Source organism: Vibrio sp. Scap24 (assembly GCF_013394185.1).
Lineage (GTDB): Bacteria > Pseudomonadota > Gammaproteobacteria > Enterobacterales > Vibrionaceae > Vibrio > Vibrio pomeroyi.
The window spans coordinates 2,973,668-2,994,687 of the sequence record NZ_CP041332.1 but is presented as its reverse complement, the minus strand read 5'-3'; the positions used below and the strand labels follow the sequence as shown (position 1 = coordinate 2,994,687).

Below are 21,020 nucleotides of genomic sequence, written 5' to 3'. Positions count from 1 at the left end.
CAATAATTAAACGTCCATGGGTATCCTACCGCATGGGGTTGATAAATTCGCCGGTCATCATCCTTGCGACCAACGTTCTTGCCAGCCGGGTAGAATTACCCAGCTAGTTTCGATTCAATATAGTGTAGTGCTTTTTCTACTACCTGCTCAATATTCATTGAGGTGGAATCAAGCACTAGAGCGTCCTCTGCAGGGCGAAGTGGCGCCACTGGGCGATTACGATCTCGGTCGTCTCGCTCTTGGATCTCGCTCAAAAGGTCGTCAAATTTAACATCTAACCCCTTCTGTTGCAACTGTTTAAGGCGGCGACTCGCACGCTCTTCAGCACTTGCATCTAAAAATATTTTCGCTTCAGCTTCAGGAAACACAACCGTTCCCATGTCACGGCCATCAGCCACTAGGCCAGGCGCTGCACTGAATGCACGTTGACGACGAAGCAGAGCTTCACGAACGCGAGGTAGAGCAGCTACTTTCGAAGCCGCCATGCCGGTCTCTTCTTTACGAAGTTCACCAGACACGTCTTCACCTTCTAAGATAACCTTAACTAGGTCGCCTTCAGCAATAAACTGCACGTCTAAGTGAGTTGCAAGAGGTACTAAAGCGTCTTCTGATTCAGTATCTACACCGTGATGAATTGCCGCTAACGCCAGTACGCGATAGATCGCACCTGAGTCTAGAAGATGAAAGCCTAGCTTATCTGCTAGCAACATACACAGGGTACCTTTACCTGCACCACTTGGTCCATCAACCGTAATCACTGGGCTTTGAGAAGGCATCTTTTACTCCACGTTTTGTCGTAAGTTTTATTCTGTACTAGCGATTCGCCACTACTTTATAGGCGGCATATTATAGAGAAAAATTGGAAGTCGAGCGAGGTAAATCTCAGATAATTCAGAGTTGATGATGCATTGGCGAATGCGACCGACTCAATATCCACCAGCTTAGGTCAATAAGACACGTACACATTTTCTACAGGCATAAAAAAGCCTCGCGATAAGCAAGGCTCATGATTTTGCAATTCGTAGCGTAAAGAAGTGTTAGCTCAAAGAGGCTTAACCAATGATGGCGCGAACCGCTTCCAAGTCTTCCGGCGTATCGACACCCGCTGCAGGCGCTTCAACCGCAACGTCTACGTGGATCTTCTCTCCGTACCAAAGCACGCGTAGTTGCTCTAGGCACTCAATACGCTCTAGGGTACTTGGCTCCCAATTGATGTACGTATTGATGAAACCCGCTCGGTAAGCGTAGATACCAATATGACGAAGCAATGGAGATTCCGCAGCAGTACCGTTGTTCGCGTAAGCATCTCGATCCCAAGGAATCGTCGCACGGCTAAAATACAATGCGTAACCGTCTTTATCCGTCACAACTTTTACAGCGTTAGGATTAAACACTTCATCAGCGTGAGTAATTTCTACACCTAACGTTGCCATTGGTGCCGTGCTGTTTGCGAGGTTATTCGCCACCTGATTAATAATGGCTGGCGGGATAAGAGGTTCATCACCTTGAACATTCACGATGATGTGGTCATCAGGAATCTTCATTACCTCAATCACTTCAGCTAAGCGCTCAGTACCTGATTCATGATTCGGTGATGTCATACAAACGGTCGCGCCAAATGCTTTCGCCGCTTTTTCAACTCGAGCGTCATCGGTAGCGATAATAACGTTATCAGCACCTGCCTTCATTGACTGTTCGTATACCCATTGAATCATCGGCTTGCCGCCAATGTCAGCCAAAGGCTTACCTGGCAAACGGCTCGATTGGTATCTTGCCGGTATAACAACCGTGTAAGACATTACTTGCCCTCATCCATTGAAAGAGTGCGAGCTTCAGGTTCAAGAAGAACAGGAATACCCTCTTTGATTGGGTAAGCTAGGCGATCGATTTTACAAACAAGCTCTTGCTTATCCTTGTCATAAGTTAGTTTACCTTTACATACAGGGCAAGCAACGATCTCAAGCAGACGGTGATCCATAGTATTCCATAACCTCATTTATTCTTTTTAAAATTTGCTGTTGCGAATCTTCGTCGAACTGCGCAGAAACTGGAAGATACCACCAGTTATCTTGAGCATATTCTCCGCATTTAACAGCGTCTTTTTCTGTCATAATCATATTCATACCTTTTTTTGCTAAGGCATGAAGTTCATCTTTATCAAAATCCTGATGGTCGACGAAGCCTTGGGTGAAAACCACATCACCATCAAGATCGTCTAATGTTTTAAAAAAGCGTGGCGGATGACCTATTCCTGCAAAAGCCACCAGCTTTGGTAATTCAGCGACCGATACTTTCTGACCCGTTTTTAGATTGACTGCTTGGCTTGGTTGCAAAGACATTGAGAGCTCTCGCCCTTGCGCCTTTCCGCCATTGTTAATCAAGAAATCAACATCATCTAAACGTGATACTGGCTCTCGTAATGGGCCGAGTGGAATTAGGCTCTCATTACCGAAACGTCTTGCACCATCAATAACAGAAAATTCAATGTCGCGCTCAAGTGCATAATGCTGCAGGCCATCATCAGTAATAATGACATTAACACCTTCACTCAGCAAAGCCTTCACGGCATTTGCACGTACAGGGTCAACCGCAACAGGACAACCGGTTCGCTTGCGAATCAAACGAGGTTCGTCACCCGAATGCTCAGCTGGCGTATTTTCATCTAGAACGAGGGGGTAATTGGGCGCTTTAGCTCCATAACCTCGAGATACTACACCAGGTTTAAAACCACTGGCTTGCAGCATCTCAACTAGCCAGATCACGACGGGGGTTTTGCCGTTCCCACCAGCGGTTATGTTACCAACAACAATCACTGGCAGAGGTGGTCGATAGGTCTCTTTTTTGCCAGAAAGATACGCATTACGACGCTGCCCACTGATCATTTTGAACAGCAGGCTCATTGGCCACAGAAGTGGCCAAAATAGATATTTCAACGGATGATTGTTAAACCAAATCTTTTCGATCACAACAACGACCTAATCTTATCCGCTGAACTGAATTCGGTGCAGCTGCGCGTAAGCACCGTCATGTTCAATAAGTTCTGCGTGTGCGCCTCTTTCTACAATTTGGCCATCATCAACCACTAAGATCTCATCGGCTTGCTCGATAGTCGATAGACGGTGAGCAATCACCAACACAGTCTTATCTTTTTGCAGTTCTTCCAATGCAGACTGAATCGCTCTCTCTGATTCAGTATCCAATGCAGACGTCGCCTCATCAAGAATCAGCACAGGCGCATCTCTTAATAGAGCACGTGCAATTGCAATACGCTGTCTTTGACCGCCAGAAAGGCTCGCACCATTTTCACCAACAACGGTATCGATGCCATTTTCCATGCCTTCGATGAACTCACTTGCATGAGCAAGCTTAGCTGCGTGTTCAATCTGTTCGCGAGTATATTGCTCTTCTGCTGCATAAGCGATGTTGTTCGCGACCGTATCGTTAAACAGGTGAACATTTTGAGAAACAAGAGCAAAGTGCTCACGTAGGTTTCTCAATTCGTAATCACGAATGTCGTGTCCATCCAATTCGATAGAGCCCGAATCGACGTCATAGAAACGAGTAAACAGGTTAGCGATGGTACTCTTGCCCGAACCTGAACGGCCGACAAGTGCGACTGTCTTACCTTTCGGTATATTAAAGCTGACCTTATCGAGAGCAGGCTTCTCTGCACCATCATAAGTAAACGTCACATCTTTTACAGCAACCTCACCAGTTACCGTTTTAGGTTTCAACGTACCTGTGTTTTGCTCAGTCTCTAGATCCATCAAACCAAATAGTGTGGTACTTGCTGCCATACCGCGCTGGAACTCAGACGTTACGTTAGTTAGCGCTTTTAGTGGACGCAACAAACCAAACATTGCAGAGAACACAACAGTGAATGTACCCGGCGTTAGTTCTGCTTTAATAGAATCGACACTCGCCAAGAAAAGAACCACCACAATCGCCACTGAAGCGATCATTTGAATGATCGGGTTCGCAGCGGCTTGAGCGGTGATTAACTTCATGCTTTGTTGGCGCATCTGGTTACTTACTTTGTCAAAGCGGTGTTTTTCTAGATCCTGACCACCGTAAGTAAGGACCACCTTGTGGCCTTTCAACATTTGCTCAGCTGAAGAAGCAACGTGACCCATGCTGGTTTGCATATTTTTAGAAATCTTTCTAAATCGCTTCGATACAATGCTGATCGCCCACGCAACAAGAGGAGCAACCGCGAATAGAACCAAAGACAACTGCCAACTGTTCCAGAACATCAAGGTCAATAAACCAATGATGCTTGCACCCTCACGTACAATGCTGACTAGCGCTTTACTCGTCGCGGCAGACACTTGCTCTGAATCGTAAGTAATTCGAGATAGCAACGCACCTGTCTGTTCTTTATCGAAGAAAGACACAGGCATATGCATGAAATGGCTGAAAATTTTGCGACGAATTTCCATCACCACATTGCCAGAAACCCAGCTCAAGCAATAGGTTGAGACAAAACCACTGACACCACGAATGAACATCATGGCAAAGATAATGATTGGAAGCGTGCGTAAAAAGTCAGATTCAGCATTACCAAAGCCTTCATCAAGTAACGGCTTTAGTAAGGAAATCATATAGGTATCAGAGACGGCATTTATAATAAGCGCAATAACCGCAACACCAAGGCCAGCCTTATATAATCGAATATAAGTCCAAAGTCTTTTAAACGTGACCCAGGTAGTTTCATCTGTTTGTGTTGACATAGAATCGCTTAATTTTCTCACAATAATCTATCTATTCTACTCCCTTACGGAGCATCTGCCTATACCACTGCCTACCTTGTTCCTCTCTAATCGTATGATATTGCCAACCTTCCTGAGTAAGAGTGATGGTTATTTGTCCGCTTTCTCCTGTATCAAGCCATGTGCTTCCCACTTCTTGATAACGTGCAATCACCGACTCGCTCGGCATTCCCCATTGATTCCCTTTAGCTAGAGAAGCTATCGCCAACTGAGGTGACACTGCCTCAATAAACGGCTTAATCGATGACGAATCGCTGCCATGATGCGGAACCAACATGACATCACTCCTGAGTAGTTCGCCTTGACGAGCAAGTAACCACTCACTTACTAGTTCGATATCACCCGTTAACAGCATCGAAAACTCTGAGTCTGGTTCATATATTCTGACAACACACGAATGTGGGTTATATGCCCTCTTCACTCGTTGAGGAGGCCACAGCACCTCAAACTCAATACCCTGCCAGTCCCAAGCCTCTCCAATAGTACATGCTTGAATATTAGACTGAGCTTGAGTGGTAGATTGGGTTTGTAGGTTAATGTTCTGACTAGTTCTTACCCACTTAGGATAGTAACTCTCAAGTAATGCCGGAAAGCCACCAGCATGGTCGGAATCAAAATGGCTGACTATCACACCTTCGATACCTCTTATGCCTCTACTGTTCAATGTAGGAATCAGCAAAGATTCGACAATCGACCCTCCCGGCCATGCATTACCAAGGTCATAAACCAAAACTTGATTGTTCTTCTCTAAAACCAAAGACAGTCCATGTCCGACATCCAAGACATCGATGGTAAAACTATCTTGTTTGGATTCGCCAAGTTCCCACCACAATACAAATACAGAGACGGTTAATATTGATAATTTCGATTGGATATATCGGCTGAAAAAACCGAAAAACACGAGCAGGAATACAATTAGCTCACTCGTGTGGTTATCCACCTGAATCCAAAACTGTTCAGAGAAAGGAAGACTGAAAACCAGAGGCTCAAGTGACAAATCAACCAGCTTCCACAACTTGAAAGCTAGGCCATGAGTTAAAGCACTCGCTCCAAACAAAAAATCGGTGAACAAGCTGAAAAACATCGCCAGAAACAGCAATGGAATCGTCACTATCGACACCCAAGGCAACAACAGCAGGTTATAGAAAACAGAGACCAGACTTACCCCTTGGAAAAACAACATCGAAAAAGGAGCAATTAATAACGTCAACATGAACTGTATCTTGATGAGCGTGAACACTCGGCCGATAAAGGTGGGGCTTGAAGAAGATGAGTTGTTGTTCAAAGCAATGTAGAGCACCGCGCCTAACGCACCAAAGGATAGCCAAAAGCTACTCGATAAGGCTGAAAATGGCCAAATCAACAAGACTACACACAAGCTCAATGCCACATAGCGAATCAAACTGATACTTTGCCCACGCCACAAAAAGTAACTCGCGAGAACACACATCACCAGAGCTCTGAGTGTCGGCAAAGTAAATCCTGCAAACCAACTGTAGAAATAGGCCAAACCAAGACCAAATAGCGTGGGCAACCAGAGCAGTGAAGGCGACATCAATCGAACTGCCTTCCCCAATTGATAACCAATACCAAAAGCAATCCCAATATGGAGCCCTGAAATAGCCATCAAGTGAATTAACCCACTACTTTTAAGCAAGCCCCACCGCTGAGGATGAATGAGCTCTCGATAACCAAAGCTCAGAGCCACAATAAGATCGGTGTTGGCTAGCCTATTTAGCCGTTGTAGGCTGCTCTCAAACCACTGAGAACGTAAGTTGGTGCTAGAGTGAATCCGATATCTTGTACCTGCTCGGTAAGTGACATTAGCCACCACACCTGTACTGAACAGGTATTTTTCCAGATCAAAGCCCGCCTCGTTGAGCTTGCCCCATACTGGCTTTATTGAAGCCGACAAATGGACATAATCTCCGAGTGTTAACTTAAAAGGCGTAAACAACCGCAGTTTTATCAATTGAGGAAAGATTAATTTTTCGCCGCCAATTGATCTGACTACTATTACGCTTTCAAAACCGTGGCTATTTTCACTAAAAAGGCTAACAACCGACGCATTTATGGTAGTATTCTGCCCTGATTGGAATAATCGATTCGTTTGTATTTCAATTGCATTCCCTAGGCAGATAACTAGTATCAATGCTGTTACTGGACCTCTTGCACTCCGGAAAACGCTATACTTTGTTGATGCTATCAGTAACAACAGCATCAATGGTGCCCAAACCCAATGTGGCATCACAGGCCAAAAGCTGGCAGACACAACTGTCGCAGCGAATGAAATCAAGAACCAAGTGTTAAACAAGAGAGTAGCTTCCTCCTATGCCAAGAAAGTTTATCAAACGATTTATGCCTGACCATGAGCTCATCAAGCGTCAGAAAGCATTGAAAGTTTTTGGCAATGTTTTGTACAACCCCAACTTATGGTGCCTTAATCGTCGCTCTGCGGCTGGCGCGTTTGCTGTTGGGTTATTCATGGCGTTTGTCCCTCTACCAAGTCAAATGATTATGTCTGCAGGCCTCGCTGTCGCATGTGGCGTTAATCTACCGTTGTCTGTCGCTCTTGTTTGGATCAGCAACCCGGTCACCATGCCTGTACTCTTCTACTTTGCGTATAAAGTCGGGGCGTTTGTGATGCATGTGCCACCTCAAGCCTTTCACTTCGAGTTGTCTTGGGACTTTATCTTGGCGCAAATGAGCACGATAGGACCTCCGTTCCTGTTAGGTTGTCTGATTTGTGGCGTGGTTTCAGCGATGATTGGCTACTTTGGTATTCGCGGCTTATGGCGTTACTCAGTAGTGAGAAGCTGGAAGAAACGAAAAGCAAGGTACTGAGCGACCTACTCTGTTTTTAGATCTATCCTTGTATTCGATCCAAGTGAAACGTAAACAAGCAAAAATCAGATGAACAACTTACCTCTGCAACATTGGCATGTAAGAAAAGTCGTAAGAAATGCAGTTTGAATTCAATAAAAAAGGATCCCATCGGGGATCCTTTTTTGCATCTAGAGAAATAGGTCTTGTTGGTTATTAAAGACCAATGTGATTTAGAGCTACCATTATTTAGAACTTAACACCGAGGCAGGGTTCAACTTCGCGGCTCGTGATGCTGGGTACCATGTCGCCAATAAGCTTAAAACAATCGCAGTACCAGACACGACAATAACATCTGTCATATTCAGCTGTGATGGCAGGAAGTCGACAAAGTAGATATCGCCCGATAGGAACTGATGATCGATCAACTTCTCAAGCCCTTTTATAATCGTGGTGAGATTGAGCGCGACCAAAACACCTATCGCACTGCCGACTAAGCTACCCAATATACCCGAGAACACACCCTGCCAAACAAAGATGCGTTTCACTAATCCATCAGATGCACCCATGGTTCTTAGTATCGCAATCTCTGATGCTCTGTCTTTTACTGCCATCATCAAAGTAGAGACAATGTTGAAACAAGCTACACCAATCACCAACACCATTACTAGGTACATGATGGTGCGAACCAACTGAATATCTCTATACAAGAAACCAAACTTCTGTTGCCAACTGCGCAGGTACACATACACATCAAGCTGATTTCCGACTTCACGCACAATCGAGTTGGCATTCAGTACATCGGTTACTTTCAAAGAAACCCCTGTTACCGCCTCACCTAGGTTTGCGTAAACCTGAGCATCTCCAATAGGGATCAAAGCCAAGCTGTGGTCAATCTGGCCATTAAGAGTCAGCAAACCCACCACTTTGACTCGAACTCGTTTTGGCGCTTGAACCTTCACCGTTCCATTCACAGTTGGAATCATCAGGGTTAGGTAATCGCCGACTTTCGCACCGAGCACATTCGCAACACCAGAACCTAAGATGATCTGCTGTTGCCCTGCTTTAAATTCACTCCAAGCTTGTTTATCGATAAACTTAGACAGGCTTGATACTTCTTGCTCACGCTTAGGATCAACACCGCGCACTTCGATCGCTTTCAGCTCTTTGCCCTTTTCAGCAAGCGCTGTAATTTTCACATAAGGCGCTGCAGCCACAACCTTGTCGTGTTTCTCAGACTGTTCAATCACATGTTCCCAGCGAGTGACTGGTTCATTCACGCCTTCAAACTCACCGTGTGGAATAACCGAAAGCACGCGTGATTCGAGCTCACGCTCAAAACCATTCATGGCCGACAAACCAATAATGATCACCGCCACACCAACCGCAATACCGATCGTCGAAGACAAGGAGATGAAAGACACCATCTTGTCTCGTTGTTTAGCACGACTAAAGCGGCCACCTATCAATAGAGATAAAGAAGAAAACACTTAGCTCTCCTCTTTTTCTACGTTAACCAACAAGCCATCTTGCATATGCAGTTGACGATCCATCTTGCTAGCTAGTTCACCATCATGCGTCACCACCAAGAAGGCAGTATCGTATTCACGGTTCAACTCACGCATTAAATCATAAATAGACAGCGCGGTGTTGTGGTCAAGGTTACCCGTCGGCTCATCAGCCAAAACTAAAGCAGGTTTATTTACCAATGCGCGAGCAATGGCCACACGCTGTCTTTCACCACCAGAAAGTTCGGAAGGTCGGTGATCAACACGATGACTCAGTCCGACTTTATCAAGTAACAGCTGTGCTTCTTGTTTTGCTTTCGCAGGTTTCTCGCCGCCGATAAGTAATGGCATAGCCACGTTCTCTAGCGCAGAAAAATCAGAAAGAAGATGGTGGAATTGATAAACGAAACCTAGATGCTGGTTGCGCAGTTTAGCTTGCTTGTTCGAACTTAAAGACGCTAAATCTTGACCAAGAAAACTCACACTGCCCGCAGAGGCATCATCTAAAGCGCCTAAAATATGCAGTAACGTACTTTTACCTGAACCAGAGGTACCAATGATCGAGACCAGCTCCCCTTTCTCAATCTCAAAGCTGACGCCTTTAAGGACTTCAGTATCCAACGAGCCTTCACGGTACGTTTTACGGATATCATTACATTGAAGAAAATTACTCATAACGAAGGGCCTCAGCAGGTTTCACAGATGATGCACGATAAGAAGGGAAAACAGTGGCAATCAAGCTAAGTGCAATAGCCAGAACCACAACAACTGCGATTTGAATTGGGTTAATCATTATTGGCAGTTGACCACCAAACGAGAACAGAGCAACACCCATCGCCTCTAAGATAGTATTCAAGTTCATGGCCAAGACAACGCCTAACACGCCACCTGAGAGCGCACCAATCACGCCGCTACTTGCACCTTGAACCATAAAGATACCCATTACTTGACCATCAGTCATACCTTGGGTTTTAAGGATTGCAACTTCAGATTGCTTCTCCATTACCACCATAATCAGTGCAGAGATAATATTGAATGCAGCAACACCGATGATCAGTCCAAGCATCAAGCCCATCATGTTTTTCTCCATGCGCACGGCTTGAAACAGCTCGCCGCGTTGGTCACGCCAATCACTCCACAACCAGCCATCTGGCAACGGTTGATTTGATAGCTCCGCCACTTCAAACGGGTCATCAAAAAACAGTCGCCAGCCTGAAATCGTGTCTGACTTGTAACGCATCAAACGCCCTGCATCTTGAATATTACTTACCATGAGCTGAGCATCAATATCCGAACCCGTGTTAAAGATGCCGGCTACGGTGAAATTTCGTTGGCTTGGAATACGCCCCAATGGTGTGTATTGACTTGCGCTGGTCACCATTAAACGAACTTTATCACCCATGGATACTTTCAAGTTTCTCGCCAAAGTATGACCAAGGAACAACTGATATTGCCCAGCTTCGAGTGAAGACAAGCGACCTGCAATTAAGTGGTCCTGAAGTGGGTCATCGGAATTTGGCTCGATACCGATTAAAAGGCCAGCCGACAATTGAGCCGGGCTCTGAATCACCGCCTCACTACGTACAATTGGTTCGACATGACCATTAAGAGAGATTTGTTCTGCGAAGCTTGGGGCTTTTTCAGAAAGTGAGGTCGTGCCTCCTTGCTCGTAAACTACAGCTTGAGGAAGAACGCCGAGGATTCGGTCTTTTAACTGCGCTTCGAATCCGTTCATTACCGATAAAACAGTAATCAAAGACAGCACACCAATGGTGATACCTGCCGTCGACATGTAAGAAACAAAACGGCTAAAGCGATCACCTGAACGGCCTTTCAAATAACGCAGGCCAACAAACATTGAAATAGGATGAAACATACTTTGAACCATCAAAAAGGGATGCGGGTTAATGTAACGGGTATTGCTGTTACTGTGTAGGGGTTAATTGAAAATATAGAGTGAATTAACTCAATTAGTTAGGCTTCAAAAACAGAACCTTGTCAAATAGCGATATTTCAAACAACTATTTGAGACTTTCAATTAACTGACCTTGATTACTGCGGCCACATAGCGATAATCAATAGATCACTTCAAGGAACTAACGCATGACAGAACAAGAGTTTTTCACCGTTCACCACAGCCTTACCGCTAATATAGAACCAATGGAAAGTAACTTCACTTTACCTTCTCAAATTCAGTTCGAATCCGAGATCCCTGCCCCTTTCGTTGTGGCGAGTGAATTTAGCCAATTGGACCTGTTAGCCGACAGTGCTCGCGCTGAACTGAAAAACAGCGACTTGAAGAATGTCACCAGTTTATTGGATGCACAGAACTCTAAATTAAACCTGTTGTTGAGCTTTATGTTATCGCAGCAAGATGAAGAGAAGTTTCGTACTCACACCTACTCTTTCGGTGCGAGTCAATTTTCCTGTTTTTCAAAAACAGATATCGAAGCGGGACGTTTAGTAAAAGCTAAACTGTTCCTAGAGCACCCTGCCGCAGCCATTTACTGCTACGCGGAAGTGTTTACAAGCCAACCTAAAGATTCAGGTTTCGAAATCAACTTCAAATACGCTCATCTTCGCGACACCGACCAAGACCTGCTAATCAAAGCGGCACTTCATCAACAACAGAAACTTTTGCGTCAACGCTCTCTAGAACGAGATAACAAGTAAATTAACATGACCAAACAATCTATTTTTACACTACCTACACTTAAAGGAGCCGGTGACAAGAAGCACATCGGTAACCTAGTCGGTTCGTCTCTCGCTCTGGCCATCGCGAAACTCGCAGAGCAGCACAACAACCATACCGTACTTGCAGTGCCAGACCCACAAGTGGCACTTAAGCTGCAATCTGAAATTGAACAGTTTACGGCACATGAAGTCGCACTATTCCCAGACTGGGAAACACTGCCTTACGACAGCTTTTCTCCACACCAAGAGATCATTTCAGATCGTATCGCACGCCTTTATGCCTTACCAACATTAAAAGACGGTATTACGATCGTACCGATCAGCACGCTACTTCAGCGTCAATCGCCGCGTGACTTCTTGCTGCAACACACTCTAATGGTGAAGACAGGCGATCTCTACTCTTTAGAGAAACTGCGCCTGCAACTTGAAAAGTCGGGCTATCGTTACGTTGATCAAGTGTTTGGCCCAGGTGAATACGCAAGTCGTGGTTCGATTCTCGACCTGTTCCCTATGGGCAGCAAAGACCCGTATCGCATCGACTTCTTCGATGATGAGATCGATACCATTCGTACCTTCGACCCTGAAAATCAACGTTCTATCGAAGACATCTCTGAGATCCGCCTATTACCTGCTCACGAATTCCCAACCTCGGAAACGGCGATTGAAGATTTCCGTATTCGTTGGCGTCAACAGTTTGATGCCCGCCGCGAACCAGAATCGGTTTATATGCAGGTATCTAAAGGCACATGGCCAGCTGGTATTGAGTATTGGCAACCGCTGTTCTTCGATCACACAGAAACGCTTTTTGACTATGTTGCCGATGAAGCGCAACTCTTGGTTCTGGGTGATGTAGAAACCGCTGTTGATTCTTTCCTTGCTGATGTCGCTCATAGATACGAGCAACGTGGTGTTGATCCACTACGACCACTGCTGACACCTGAGCAACTTTGGTTGAAGAAAGACGAGTTGTTCGCTCACTTCAAACAGAAGCCACAGGTCAACCTAAGCCTAGAGTCGATTGAAGAAAAAGCAGGCCGCACTAACTTGCCTGTCGTGTCATTGCCTGACCTCAGCGTTCAGCATCAAAATAAAGAACCTTTAGCTAACCTAAGAAAGTTCACAGAAGCCTTCGACGGCAAAGTGGTTTTTTCAGTTGAATCAGAAGGTCGTCGTGAAGCACTGAGTGAACTGCTTCGTGGTATTAAAGTACGACCAAGCGAAGTTGAAAACCTCGATGGCGCAATTAAAGCGAAAGACAAGTTCAGCCTCATTCTTGGTTCAGCTGAACACGGCTTTATCCATGAAGAACAAAACATTGCACTTATCTGTGAAAGCGACTTACTTGGCGATCGTGTTGTTCAGCGTCGTAAGAAAGATAAGAAAAGCGTCAACAGCGACACGGTAATTCGTCACCTTGCGGAGTTGAAACCGGGTCAGCCCGTTGTTCACATTGACCACGGTATTGGTCGCTACATCGGCTTGCAAACACTCGAAGCCGGTGGCATGAAAACTGAGTACGTAACCCTTGAGTATCAAAACGATGCCAAGTTGTACGTGCCTGTTGCTTCTTTGAATCTCATTGGACGCTACTCTGGTGGTGCTGAAGACTCGGCACCTTTACATAAACTGGGCGGTGAAGCATGGCAAAAAGCACGTAAGCGTGCCGCTGAAAAAGTCCGTGACGTGGCCGCAGAATTACTTGATGTTTACGCCAAGCGTGAGCTCAAACCTGGCTACAAATTTGTATTGGATCGCGGTCAATACGCAACCTTCAAATCTGGCTTCCCGTTTGAAGAAACCGATGACCAAGCGATGGCAATCAATGCGGTTATGTCTGACATGTGCCAAGCAAAAGCCATGGACCGCCTAGTGTGTGGTGATGTTGGTTTCGGTAAGACAGAAGTGGCGATGCGCGCGGCATTCGTGTGTACCGATAACAGCAAACAAGTGGCAGTGTTGGTTCCGACTACCCTACTTGCGCAGCAACACTTCGAAAACTTCCGCGACCGTTTCGCCAACTTGCCGATTCGTGTCGAAGTTTTGTCTCGATTCAAATCAGCCAAAGAGCAGAAATTAATCATGCAAGATGTCGCCGACGGTAAGGTCGATATCTTGGTCGGCACTCACAAGCTGCTTTCTAGTGATATTAAGTTTAAAGATCTTGGCTTGCTGGTTGTCGATGAAGAACACCGCTTTGGCGTGCGTCAGAAAGAGAAAGTAAAAGCGATGCGTGCGGATGTCGACATCTTAACGTTAACCGCAACGCCTATTCCACGAACGCTAAATATGGCGATGAGTGGTATGCGTGACTTGTCTATCATCGCAACGCCGCCTGCACGACGCTTAGCAATCAAAACCTTTGTGCGTCAAAGTGATGATGCCGTGGTGAGAGAAGCGGTACTGCGTGAAATCATGCGTGGTGGCCAGGTGTACTTCCTGCACAACCAAGTCGATACGATTGAGAAAACGGCTGAATCACTACAGAAACTGATTCCAGAAGCACGCGTGACGGTGGCTCATGGTCAAATGCGAGAGCGCGAGCTAGAGCGCATCATGAATGACTTCTACCACCAACGCTTTAACCTTCTGGTGTGTACAACCATCATTGAGACCGGTATCGATGTTCCAACAGCGAATACTATCTTAATGGACAGAGCCGATAACCTTGGTTTAGCACAGCTGCACCAATTACGTGGCCGTGTGGGTCGTTCTCACCACCAAGCTTATGCTTACTTGTTAACGCCGCATCCAAAGGCAATGACCAAAGATGCGATTAAGCGACTAGACGCGATTGCTTCACTTGAAGACTTGGGCGCGGGCTTCACCTTAGCAACTCACGATTTAGAGATTCGTGGTGCAGGTGAGCTATTGGGTGATGAGCAGAGTGGTCAGATTCAGTCGGTTGGCTTTACCTTGTACATGGAGATGCTTGAGCAAGCAGTAGAGGCATTGAAAGAAGGTCGCGAGCCTTCACTTGATGACCTATTGCGTGAGCAAACTGAGATTGAAATGCGCTTGCCGGCACTATTGCCAGACGACTATATCCCAGACATCAACACGCGTCTATCGACCTACAAACGTATTGCGAGCGTGAGTGATACCGATGAGTTGGCTGAGCTTAAAGTTGAGTTGATCGATCGCTTCGGTATTCTTCCAGATGCCACCAAGAACTTATTGTCAGTTTCTGAGCTTAAGTTAGCGGCTGCGTCAATTAAAGCGAAGAAAATTGAGGCTCACGATAAGGGTGGATTCTTAGAATTCTACCCGGATGCTGACATAAACCCGGCCTACCTTGTTAAACTGTTGCAATCTCAACCGCAAAAGTTTTCAATGGAAGGACCAACTAAGTTCAAGTTTACGATACCATTGGTCGACAGACGGAAACGAATTCAATTTGTTAGTGATTTATTGGGCGAATTCAGACAGAACTTGCTGCCTTCAGCATAAGACCCAATCCACTTGCACATATAAATTATCCAGCCGGTAGTTCGGCTGGAAGACGGAGTAAAAATGAAAAGACTGATCCCACTGCTACTATTGTTCGTCTCACTGCCAAGTTTGGCGCAGAGACAATTTGATATAGAAGTGATCATTTTTAAGCGCGCTGTTGATGCAGAAAAAGTAAATGAATCTTGGCCAAACACACAGCCTAAGATTTCACTTGAGCGCGTTGGTTCATTTCAAGATACCCAATACCGAGCGAAGAAAGGCGTGCAGATGCTTCCTTACTCGGAATACAAGTTAACACCTCAGAAAGACAAGCTACGCAAACACGCAGGCTTTGAAGTTCTGATGCATACAGCTTGGCGTCAAGGTGACCAAGGTAAGAGTTCAGCACCTGTTTTCCACATTCAAGCAGGTAAAGACTTCTCTAAACAGTTCAATGCCGATGGCTCTGAGAAAGGTACTGCCACTGCATCAAATCCAGATGGTTTCCAAGAAGAGACCATTGATAAGCCACTTTACGAGTTAGATGGCAAGCTACAAATCTACGTACAGCACTATCTATATGCTGAAACGACGCTGGATTTAAAAGCGCCAAGCGTTCGTGAAGTGACGCTGCAAGAACAGCAAATCGAACTAGATTCGCCAGTAAGTGGTGCAGAGAGCAATATTCAGGTGGGTAACCTTACCGAGATATCTCCGACCGTTGAAGTGCAAGAGTTCCTTAAGAGCTACCGTATGGACCAAAAACGTCGCATGCGCAGTACTGAGACTCACTATCTAGACCACCCACTTCTTGGCATGGTGATTCAAGTACGTCGCGTCGCTCAATAAGCCACGTAATCAGTCTTCAGCTAGAGTTCCACTATCCTTATAGAAAGTGGAACTTGATATAAAGAATTGAAGTTGTATTAAGCATTGAATACGCCCTCCATTGTGAGGGCGTTTTATTAGCCATTACATGTTATTTGGTGCGTCCTATGAGCCCAGACTTTCAGATCAATACACAGAATCTAAGCCTCAAAATCATTGAAGCCTCAGATGCTCAAGAGTTTGCTCAGCTGATCAAATCCTCACCGAGCTTATTACCTTGGGTAGACTGGTGTCATGATAAGTTTTCTATCGTCGAAGCCGAAAAATTCATTCTGGCAACTCGCCTGAACTGGGTGAAAGCCGATGCGTTTGGTTTTGGAATCTTTGAGCGAAAAACCGATAAGCTGGTCGGAATGGTGGCGATCAATGAGCTTTACCACACCTTCAATATGGCGAGTTTAGGGTATTGGGTCGGTGACGAGTTTCAAAGGAGAGGCATTGCCAAAGAAGCGATGCTGGCCTTATTTGAGTTCTGCTTTGCTCAGCTTAAGCTTACGCGCTTAGAGATCGTTTGTGATACCGAAAATCTACCAAGCCAAAAGCTGATAGAGAAGTGCGGTGCAGAGCGAGAAACCATTGCCAAGAATCGATTTCTGTTTAACGGACAACCGAAAGATGGCGTGGTTTACTCGGTATTGCCGCCAACGGCTTAAACGTTACTACTCAGTGATAAGCGCGAACATCACTAAACTGGGTAAATGTCACTTAACTGGCACGATCAAAAAAGAGCTCCGAAGAGCTCTTTTTTATTATCAGCGTGAAGCCATTATCAGGCTTAGCTGATTAGTGAAGCTTTAGGTTTGGACGAAGTACACGGTTAATACGACCAACCAACATCATCAGTGATGTTTTGATCAAGCCGTGAAGTGCCATCTGGTGCATGCGGTACAAAGAAATGTAAACCACACGAGCAATACGACCTTCAACCATCATAGAACCTTTAGTCAGGTTACCCATCAAGCTACCTACAGTAGAGAAACGGCTTAGTGAAACCAGTGAGCCTTTATCTTTGTAGATGTAGTCTTTCAGGTCACGACCGTTCAGCTTAGCAATGATGTTACTGAATGCGCAGCTTGCCATCTGGTGAGCCGCTTGTGCACGTGGTGGAACGAATGAACCATCTGCTTGTGTACATTGCGCCAAGTCACCGATAGCAAAGATGTTGTCATCCAGCGTCGTTTGCAGCGTGTTTTTTACAACCAGTTGATTGATACGGTTAGTCTCAAGACCACCAATATCTTTCATGAAATCTGGCGCTTTAATACCTGCTGCCCATACCATGATTTGTGCAGGGATCTTGTCACCATCTTTGGTTGTTAGACCATCAGCATCAGCTTGCGTCACCATAGTATTCGTACGAACATTCACACCAAGCTTAGTTAGCTCAGAGTGTGCTGCGCTTGAAATACGAGGAGGAAGAGCTGGAAGAATACGCTCACCCGCTTCCACTAGGTTTACGTTCAGCTTGCTTGAATCTAGATCACCGAAACCGTAAGTACGAAGCTCTTTTACTGCGTTGTGAAGCTCTGCAGAAAGCTCAACACCCGTTGCGCCCGCACCAACAATCGCGATATCTACCGTACCTTGACCGTTCTTAGCATGAAGCTTTAAGAACTGATTGTTCATTTCAGTACGGAAACGGTGCGCTTGTTCTGGGCTATCAAGGAAAATACAGTTATCACGAACGCCAGGAGTGTTGAAGTCGTTCGACGTTGAACCTAGTGCCATAACAAGAATGTCGTATTCAAGTTCACGGCTTGGCATCAGCAGTTCACCGTGCTCATCTTTCAGTTCGCTCAGTGCAATCACTTTACGTTCACGATCGATGTCGTTCAGGCTGCCCATTTGGAAGTCGAAGTAATGGTTTTTTGCGTGTGCGCGGTAGCTTAATGCATCAACACCTTCATCCAGTGAGCCAGTTGCTACTTCATGAAGTAATGGTTTCCATAGGTGGCTTGCTTTACGGTCTACCAGAGTGATCTGGGCACGTTTCTTACGACCTAAAGTTCGGCCTAGCTTAGTTGCTAGTTCTAAACCACCAGCACCGCCGCCTACTACGATAATTTTTGTCACAATGACAATCCTCTACAAAATGAATAAATGGGGTTCGGTCCGATTGCTCCAACCGATAAATTCTATGTATCTACTCGGCCTTGTTGATAAGGCTGTGACATATTGGATAACCGCGAAAAAGAATAACGACAGCTCACCGAGTAGTTAGAGGGATTACAAACAACAAACATTCGTTTGTCGCTCTGCTCACATGGATAAAAAAGGCGTCTAGCTGAGAGATAGAACGCAAATTATGGGCAAGTTTTTCACTCGCTCTCAATTTTTTTTGATATTTGTCAAAATATTTTGCTTGGGAACATTATATATAGCAAAAAGATGACCGCAACAAAAATCCTTACCCGCAATGAGGATTCGCGGCTAATTAGTTAACGTTTGCGCAAACTTATCTATAAATGCACAAACTGAGCAATAAAACATATACAACTGTTTTATCAATACCGATCCCCAAGATTCAAATGTGAAAAAGCAGCACCCAAATGAGTGCTGCTTTTATAAAATAACCGGAGTGATTAGGCGTTCTTAAACGCTTTCATTGCCTGAAGGTGCTGAGAGATCTTTTTGAATTTATGACTCTCTTTCTCGTCCCAGATTACGTCGTAGTAATCTTCGAGCGCAGCGGCTGTTTTGCTATTGTCGTGAATTTCATCTTCACGAGAAAGCACCACTAAACAGCGACCTTTGTTCTTCATACGATATTGAGCAACACACTTAGTAGCGATGTCTTCGTACTCTTCTGGACGGTCAATGCGACCTACCATATTGTTCTCAGGGTGCAGATTTGGGTTGAAGACCACCTGCTTAATGCCACATAAGAAACCAATACGCTCAGACCAAAAACCACCTAAACCAACACCACAAATGATTGGATGCGGATCATCGGATTGCTCTATCACTTTATGCACTTCTTTTAGCAAATGCTGCATATCGTGTTTTGGATGCAAAGTACTGTAGTTAATGAAACGAACGTCATCATCAATGAATTGCAACTGCAGTATTTTTTCGTGATTGCCCGGGCTTGTTGAGTCGAAGCCATGTAGATAGATAATCATTGTACCTCCCCCGTTGAATATTGGTACGTTCTGATCAATCTAACACGAAAAACAAGGTTTTAAAGGGAAGACCACCGAAATTATATTTTTCACTTCCTAAACGTGATCCTAGCTACATAAAGTGTGACTTAGAGCCTCTGCTTCGCGCAGGTAACTTTCGTCGCCCCATAACTGGTGAGCGAGCAAATACCACAGCATTGCCATCATTTGACTTCTTGGTAACCATGCTTCTACACCATCAAGCCAAGGCTGAACATCATGAATGCCTCGCAGCTGACAATACTTGTTAACCGCTTCCGAAACTGGCACACCTGCAACGGCAATGGTTAAGGTTAGATCAAGCCTAGGGTCGGCTAGCGCTGCGTATTCCCAATCAATAATCTTAATCTCATCGCTGCTTCTTACTAAGTTGTAACCACCTAAATCAAAATGGCACAAAGATAGATCAACGCTTGGAATACTTGGAGCAGTTCGCCACTCTTGGTAAATCTTGGTGCAGGTTTCTGTTTTATGAATCGCATCAAGCTGTAGCCAATAATGGTCGACTCTTGCTGTAAAGCTGAATGGTTGGAGCGGCAAACGCGCTGTATTAACCAGATGCACAGAGATCAGAGTTTTCAACAGGTCATCAATGTCTAACCCTTCATAAAGGGTCTCACCATCAATCCATTCAACCAGTAGCCCTTGCTCATTCACTACCATTGGGCTTGGGCCAATACCAAGACGCTCAATAGCAGAGAGCACTTGATATTCTTCATGACGAGAGATAAAGAAGGCTTTGGTGATCGGTGTGATTGGGCGCCACACATAAGCTGTGCCATCGGATGAAACCAGCTTCCAACATCGATTAGTCAAACCGCCTGTCAGAGTCTGCGCCCTAATCGGTGGTTCAGAAAAGTAACCATCGAGCGAACTCAAACTGGTATCAAGAAGCTTAGCCTCAGACCAAGAAAAAATTGCCATTGCTTATTCCCTATAAACGTCTTTGTTTCCCTACAAAAAAGACACTGACCAAAAGCCAGTGCCTCTTCATTAACAGCACATCATGTACTGCATTGGCGTGTGACCAACCTATGCTCACTCAAGATCAAGCACCGTCAAAATCAAGTACTTTCAAGAGTAAGTGCTATCAAAACTGGCGGCACATAGTTGGCAGTTAAGCGAAATTAAAGACCCAAAAGGCTCTTAGATTGTTGCTTACGGATTTCAGTCTCGTCAGCCCATTCAATCAAGCCAGACTCAAGATCCATAAGACGCATAGTCATTTTGTAGTATACGTCTTCATCGCTGCCCGCTTTCTTCACGATGCTTGATAGGTTGCCGTACAACATGTACTGAGCACCAACCATTTTACCGAACTGGATTGCTGAGCTTTGGTTTACTAGCTCATCATTGTTTTGGAAGTTCAGTTGGTCACGAACAGACTCTACACGGTCCATATCAACGAAACGGAACTTACCAGAGTTCAGCATCTTAGTACTGATTGTGTCAGTGATTGACTCAGTATCGATGTGCTCACTTGTTTTGTTCTTGATGCGCTCAACGAACACGATTGGACGCTGTTCACGAGTAATGTAAGACACTGAACCAGAAGCCATCATGCTATCGACCATTTCACCCGCAATCGTTTGAAGGTCAGTTGAACCGAAATCGATTGTCGTGGTTTCTACTGCTTGTGCATCACCGTAGCTTACCTTGTTCGAACAACCGCCTAAAATAACCGCTAAACCTAGTAGCGCAATGACACTCTTTTTCATTTTGTTTCCTCAACTTATCACTGAGTGGGG

The 21,020-nt window shown here is 45.2% G+C and carries 18 protein-coding genes; 5 read left to right on the top strand and 13 right to left on the bottom strand.

All coding sequences use genetic code 11. From position 1 onward, the window contains the following. Positions 1 to 95: 95 nt before the first annotated feature. The 6 genes from cmk to FLM53_RS13390 form a co-directional block, all read right to left on the bottom strand. Positions 96 to 776 (bottom strand): (d)CMP kinase, encoded by a 681-nt coding sequence (cmk, locus tag FLM53_RS13415; protein ID WP_017060237.1) that lies wholly within the window; start codon positions 774 to 776, stop codon positions 96 to 98. A gap of 276 nt (positions 777 to 1,052) precedes the next feature. Beyond that, positions 1,053 to 1,799 (bottom strand): 3-deoxy-manno-octulosonate cytidylyltransferase, encoded by a 747-nt coding sequence (gene kdsB / locus FLM53_RS13410; RefSeq protein WP_017086094.1) that lies wholly within the window; start codon positions 1,797 to 1,799, stop codon positions 1,053 to 1,055. Continuing rightward, on the bottom strand, positions 1,799 to 1,978 hold the full coding sequence (locus FLM53_RS13405) for a Trm112 family protein (RefSeq protein WP_176681649.1): 180 nt from the start codon (positions 1,976 to 1,978) through the stop codon (positions 1,799 to 1,801). The genes kdsB and FLM53_RS13405 overlap by 1 nt, the downstream gene beginning before the upstream one ends. Further along, a complete protein-coding gene (gene lpxK / locus FLM53_RS13400) occupies positions 1,959 to 2,966 on the bottom strand; it encodes a tetraacyldisaccharide 4'-kinase (RefSeq protein ID WP_176681650.1) in 1,008 nt (335 codons plus the stop codon). Before lpxK ends, FLM53_RS13405 begins: the two co-directional genes overlap by 20 nt. A gap of 15 nt (positions 2,967 to 2,981) precedes the next feature. Next, a complete protein-coding gene (gene msbA / locus FLM53_RS13395; RefSeq protein ID WP_176681651.1) occupies positions 2,982 to 4,730 on the bottom strand; it encodes a lipid A ABC transporter ATP-binding protein/permease MsbA in 1,749 nt (582 codons plus the stop codon). A gap of 31 nt (positions 4,731 to 4,761) precedes the next feature. Continuing rightward, positions 4,762 to 7,083, bottom strand: coding sequence for a DNA internalization-related competence protein ComEC/Rec2 (locus FLM53_RS13390; RefSeq protein WP_218113564.1), 2,322 nt, complete (start codon positions 7,081 to 7,083; stop codon positions 4,762 to 4,764). Positions 7,084 to 7,100: 17 nt separating this feature from the next. Here FLM53_RS13390 and FLM53_RS13385 point away from each other — a divergent pair, with 17 nt between their 5' ends. Beyond that, a complete protein-coding gene (locus tag FLM53_RS13385; RefSeq protein ID WP_017631697.1) occupies positions 7,101 to 7,613 on the top strand; it encodes a DUF2062 domain-containing protein in 513 nt (170 codons plus the stop codon). Positions 7,614 to 7,837: 224 nt separating this feature from the next. On the opposite strand, the gene lolE is transcribed toward FLM53_RS13385, so the two are convergent. From lolE to lolC, 3 genes are read right to left on the bottom strand one after another with little or no spacing between them, the layout of a single operon-like run. Then, entirely contained in the window at positions 7,838 to 9,082 is a 1,245-nt protein-coding gene (gene lolE, locus FLM53_RS13380) for a lipoprotein-releasing ABC transporter permease subunit LolE (RefSeq protein WP_176681652.1), read from the bottom strand. Next, positions 9,083 to 9,775, bottom strand: a complete 693-nt coding sequence (gene lolD, locus FLM53_RS13375) for a lipoprotein-releasing ABC transporter ATP-binding protein LolD (RefSeq protein ID WP_048669046.1) — start codon at positions 9,773 to 9,775, stop codon at positions 9,083 to 9,085. Continuing rightward, entirely contained in the window at positions 9,768 to 10,976 is a 1,209-nt protein-coding gene (gene lolC / locus FLM53_RS13370) for a lipoprotein-releasing ABC transporter permease subunit LolC (protein ID WP_176681653.1), read from the bottom strand. Before lolC ends, lolD begins: the two co-directional genes overlap by 8 nt. A 227-nt stretch (positions 10,977 to 11,203) precedes the next feature. Between lolC and FLM53_RS13365 the strand changes: the two genes are divergently transcribed. From FLM53_RS13365 to FLM53_RS13350, 4 genes are all read left to right on the top strand, one after another. After that, positions 11,204 to 11,773 (top strand): PilZ domain-containing protein, encoded by a 570-nt coding sequence (locus tag FLM53_RS13365; RefSeq protein ID WP_176681654.1) that lies wholly within the window; start codon positions 11,204 to 11,206, stop codon positions 11,771 to 11,773. 6 nt (positions 11,774 to 11,779) lie between these two features. Then, positions 11,780 to 15,241, top strand: a complete 3,462-nt coding sequence (gene mfd / locus FLM53_RS13360; protein ID WP_176681655.1) for a transcription-repair coupling factor — start codon at positions 11,780 to 11,782, stop codon at positions 15,239 to 15,241. A 63-nt stretch (positions 15,242 to 15,304) separates the two neighbouring features. Further along, positions 15,305 to 16,072 (top strand): peptidoglycan binding protein CsiV, encoded by a 768-nt coding sequence (locus FLM53_RS13355; protein ID WP_176681656.1) that lies wholly within the window; start codon positions 15,305 to 15,307, stop codon positions 16,070 to 16,072. Positions 16,073 to 16,218: 146 nt separating this feature from the next. After that, positions 16,219 to 16,764: a GNAT family N-acetyltransferase gene (locus tag FLM53_RS13350; RefSeq protein ID WP_176681657.1), complete on the top strand. Its 546-nt coding sequence runs from the start codon at positions 16,219 to 16,221 to the stop codon at positions 16,762 to 16,764. Between the two features lie 130 nt (positions 16,765 to 16,894). Here FLM53_RS13350 and FLM53_RS13345 read toward each other — a convergent pair whose 3' ends face one another. The 4 genes from FLM53_RS13345 to lpoB form a co-directional block, all read right to left on the bottom strand. After that, complete coding sequence (locus FLM53_RS13345; protein ID WP_017632170.1) at positions 16,895 to 18,184, bottom strand: NAD(P)/FAD-dependent oxidoreductase; 1,290 nt, start codon at positions 18,182 to 18,184, stop codon at positions 16,895 to 16,897. Between the two features lie 509 nt (positions 18,185 to 18,693). After that, complete coding sequence (gene ycfP / locus FLM53_RS13340) at positions 18,694 to 19,233, bottom strand: alpha/beta hydrolase YcfP (protein ID WP_017632171.1); 540 nt, start codon at positions 19,231 to 19,233, stop codon at positions 18,694 to 18,696. 108 nt (positions 19,234 to 19,341) lie between these two features. Beyond that, positions 19,342 to 20,196 (bottom strand): phosphotransferase, encoded by an 855-nt coding sequence (locus FLM53_RS13335; protein WP_176681658.1) that lies wholly within the window; start codon positions 20,194 to 20,196, stop codon positions 19,342 to 19,344. A 203-nt stretch (positions 20,197 to 20,399) separates the two neighbouring features. Continuing rightward, complete coding sequence (gene lpoB, locus FLM53_RS13330) at positions 20,400 to 20,990, bottom strand: penicillin-binding protein activator LpoB (protein WP_017060223.1); 591 nt, start codon at positions 20,988 to 20,990, stop codon at positions 20,400 to 20,402. Positions 20,991 to 21,020: the final 30 nt, after the last annotated feature.

Coding starts and splice junctions, on each gene's coding strand:
- lpoB (WP_017060223.1), bottom strand. CDS start 20,990: ATGAAAAAGAGTGTCATTGCGCTACTAGGTTTAGCGGTTATTTTAGGC.
- lolC (WP_176681653.1), bottom strand. CDS start 10,976: ATGTTTCATCCTATTTCAATGTTTGTTGGCCTGCGTTATTTGAAAGGC.
- kdsB (WP_017086094.1), bottom strand. CDS start 1,799: ATGTCTTACACGGTTGTTATACCGGCAAGATACCAATCGAGCCGTTTG.
- FLM53_RS13350 (WP_176681657.1), top strand. CDS start 16,219: ATGAGCCCAGACTTTCAGATCAATACACAGAATCTAAGCCTCAAAATC.
- ycfP (WP_017632171.1), bottom strand. CDS start 19,233: ATGATTATCTATCTACATGGCTTCGACTCAACAAGCCCGGGCAATCAC.
- mfd (WP_176681655.1), top strand. CDS start 11,780: ATGACCAAACAATCTATTTTTACACTACCTACACTTAAAGGAGCCGGT.
- msbA (WP_176681651.1), bottom strand. CDS start 4,730: ATGTCAACACAAACAGATGAAACTACCTGGGTCACGTTTAAAAGACTT.
- FLM53_RS13385 (WP_017631697.1), top strand. CDS start 7,101: ATGCCAAGAAAGTTTATCAAACGATTTATGCCTGACCATGAGCTCATC.
- cmk (WP_017060237.1), bottom strand. CDS start 776: ATGCCTTCTCAAAGCCCAGTGATTACGGTTGATGGACCAAGTGGTGCA.
- FLM53_RS13355 (WP_176681656.1), top strand. CDS start 15,305: ATGAAAAGACTGATCCCACTGCTACTATTGTTCGTCTCACTGCCAAGT.
- FLM53_RS13405 (WP_176681649.1), bottom strand. CDS start 1,978: ATGGATCACCGTCTGCTTGAGATCGTTGCTTGCCCTGTATGTAAAGGT.
- lolD (WP_048669046.1), bottom strand. CDS start 9,775: ATGAGTAATTTTCTTCAATGTAATGATATCCGTAAAACGTACCGTGAA.
- FLM53_RS13335 (WP_176681658.1), bottom strand. CDS start 20,196: ATGGCAATTTTTTCTTGGTCTGAGGCTAAGCTTCTTGATACCAGTTTG.
- FLM53_RS13365 (WP_176681654.1), top strand. CDS start 11,204: ATGACAGAACAAGAGTTTTTCACCGTTCACCACAGCCTTACCGCTAAT.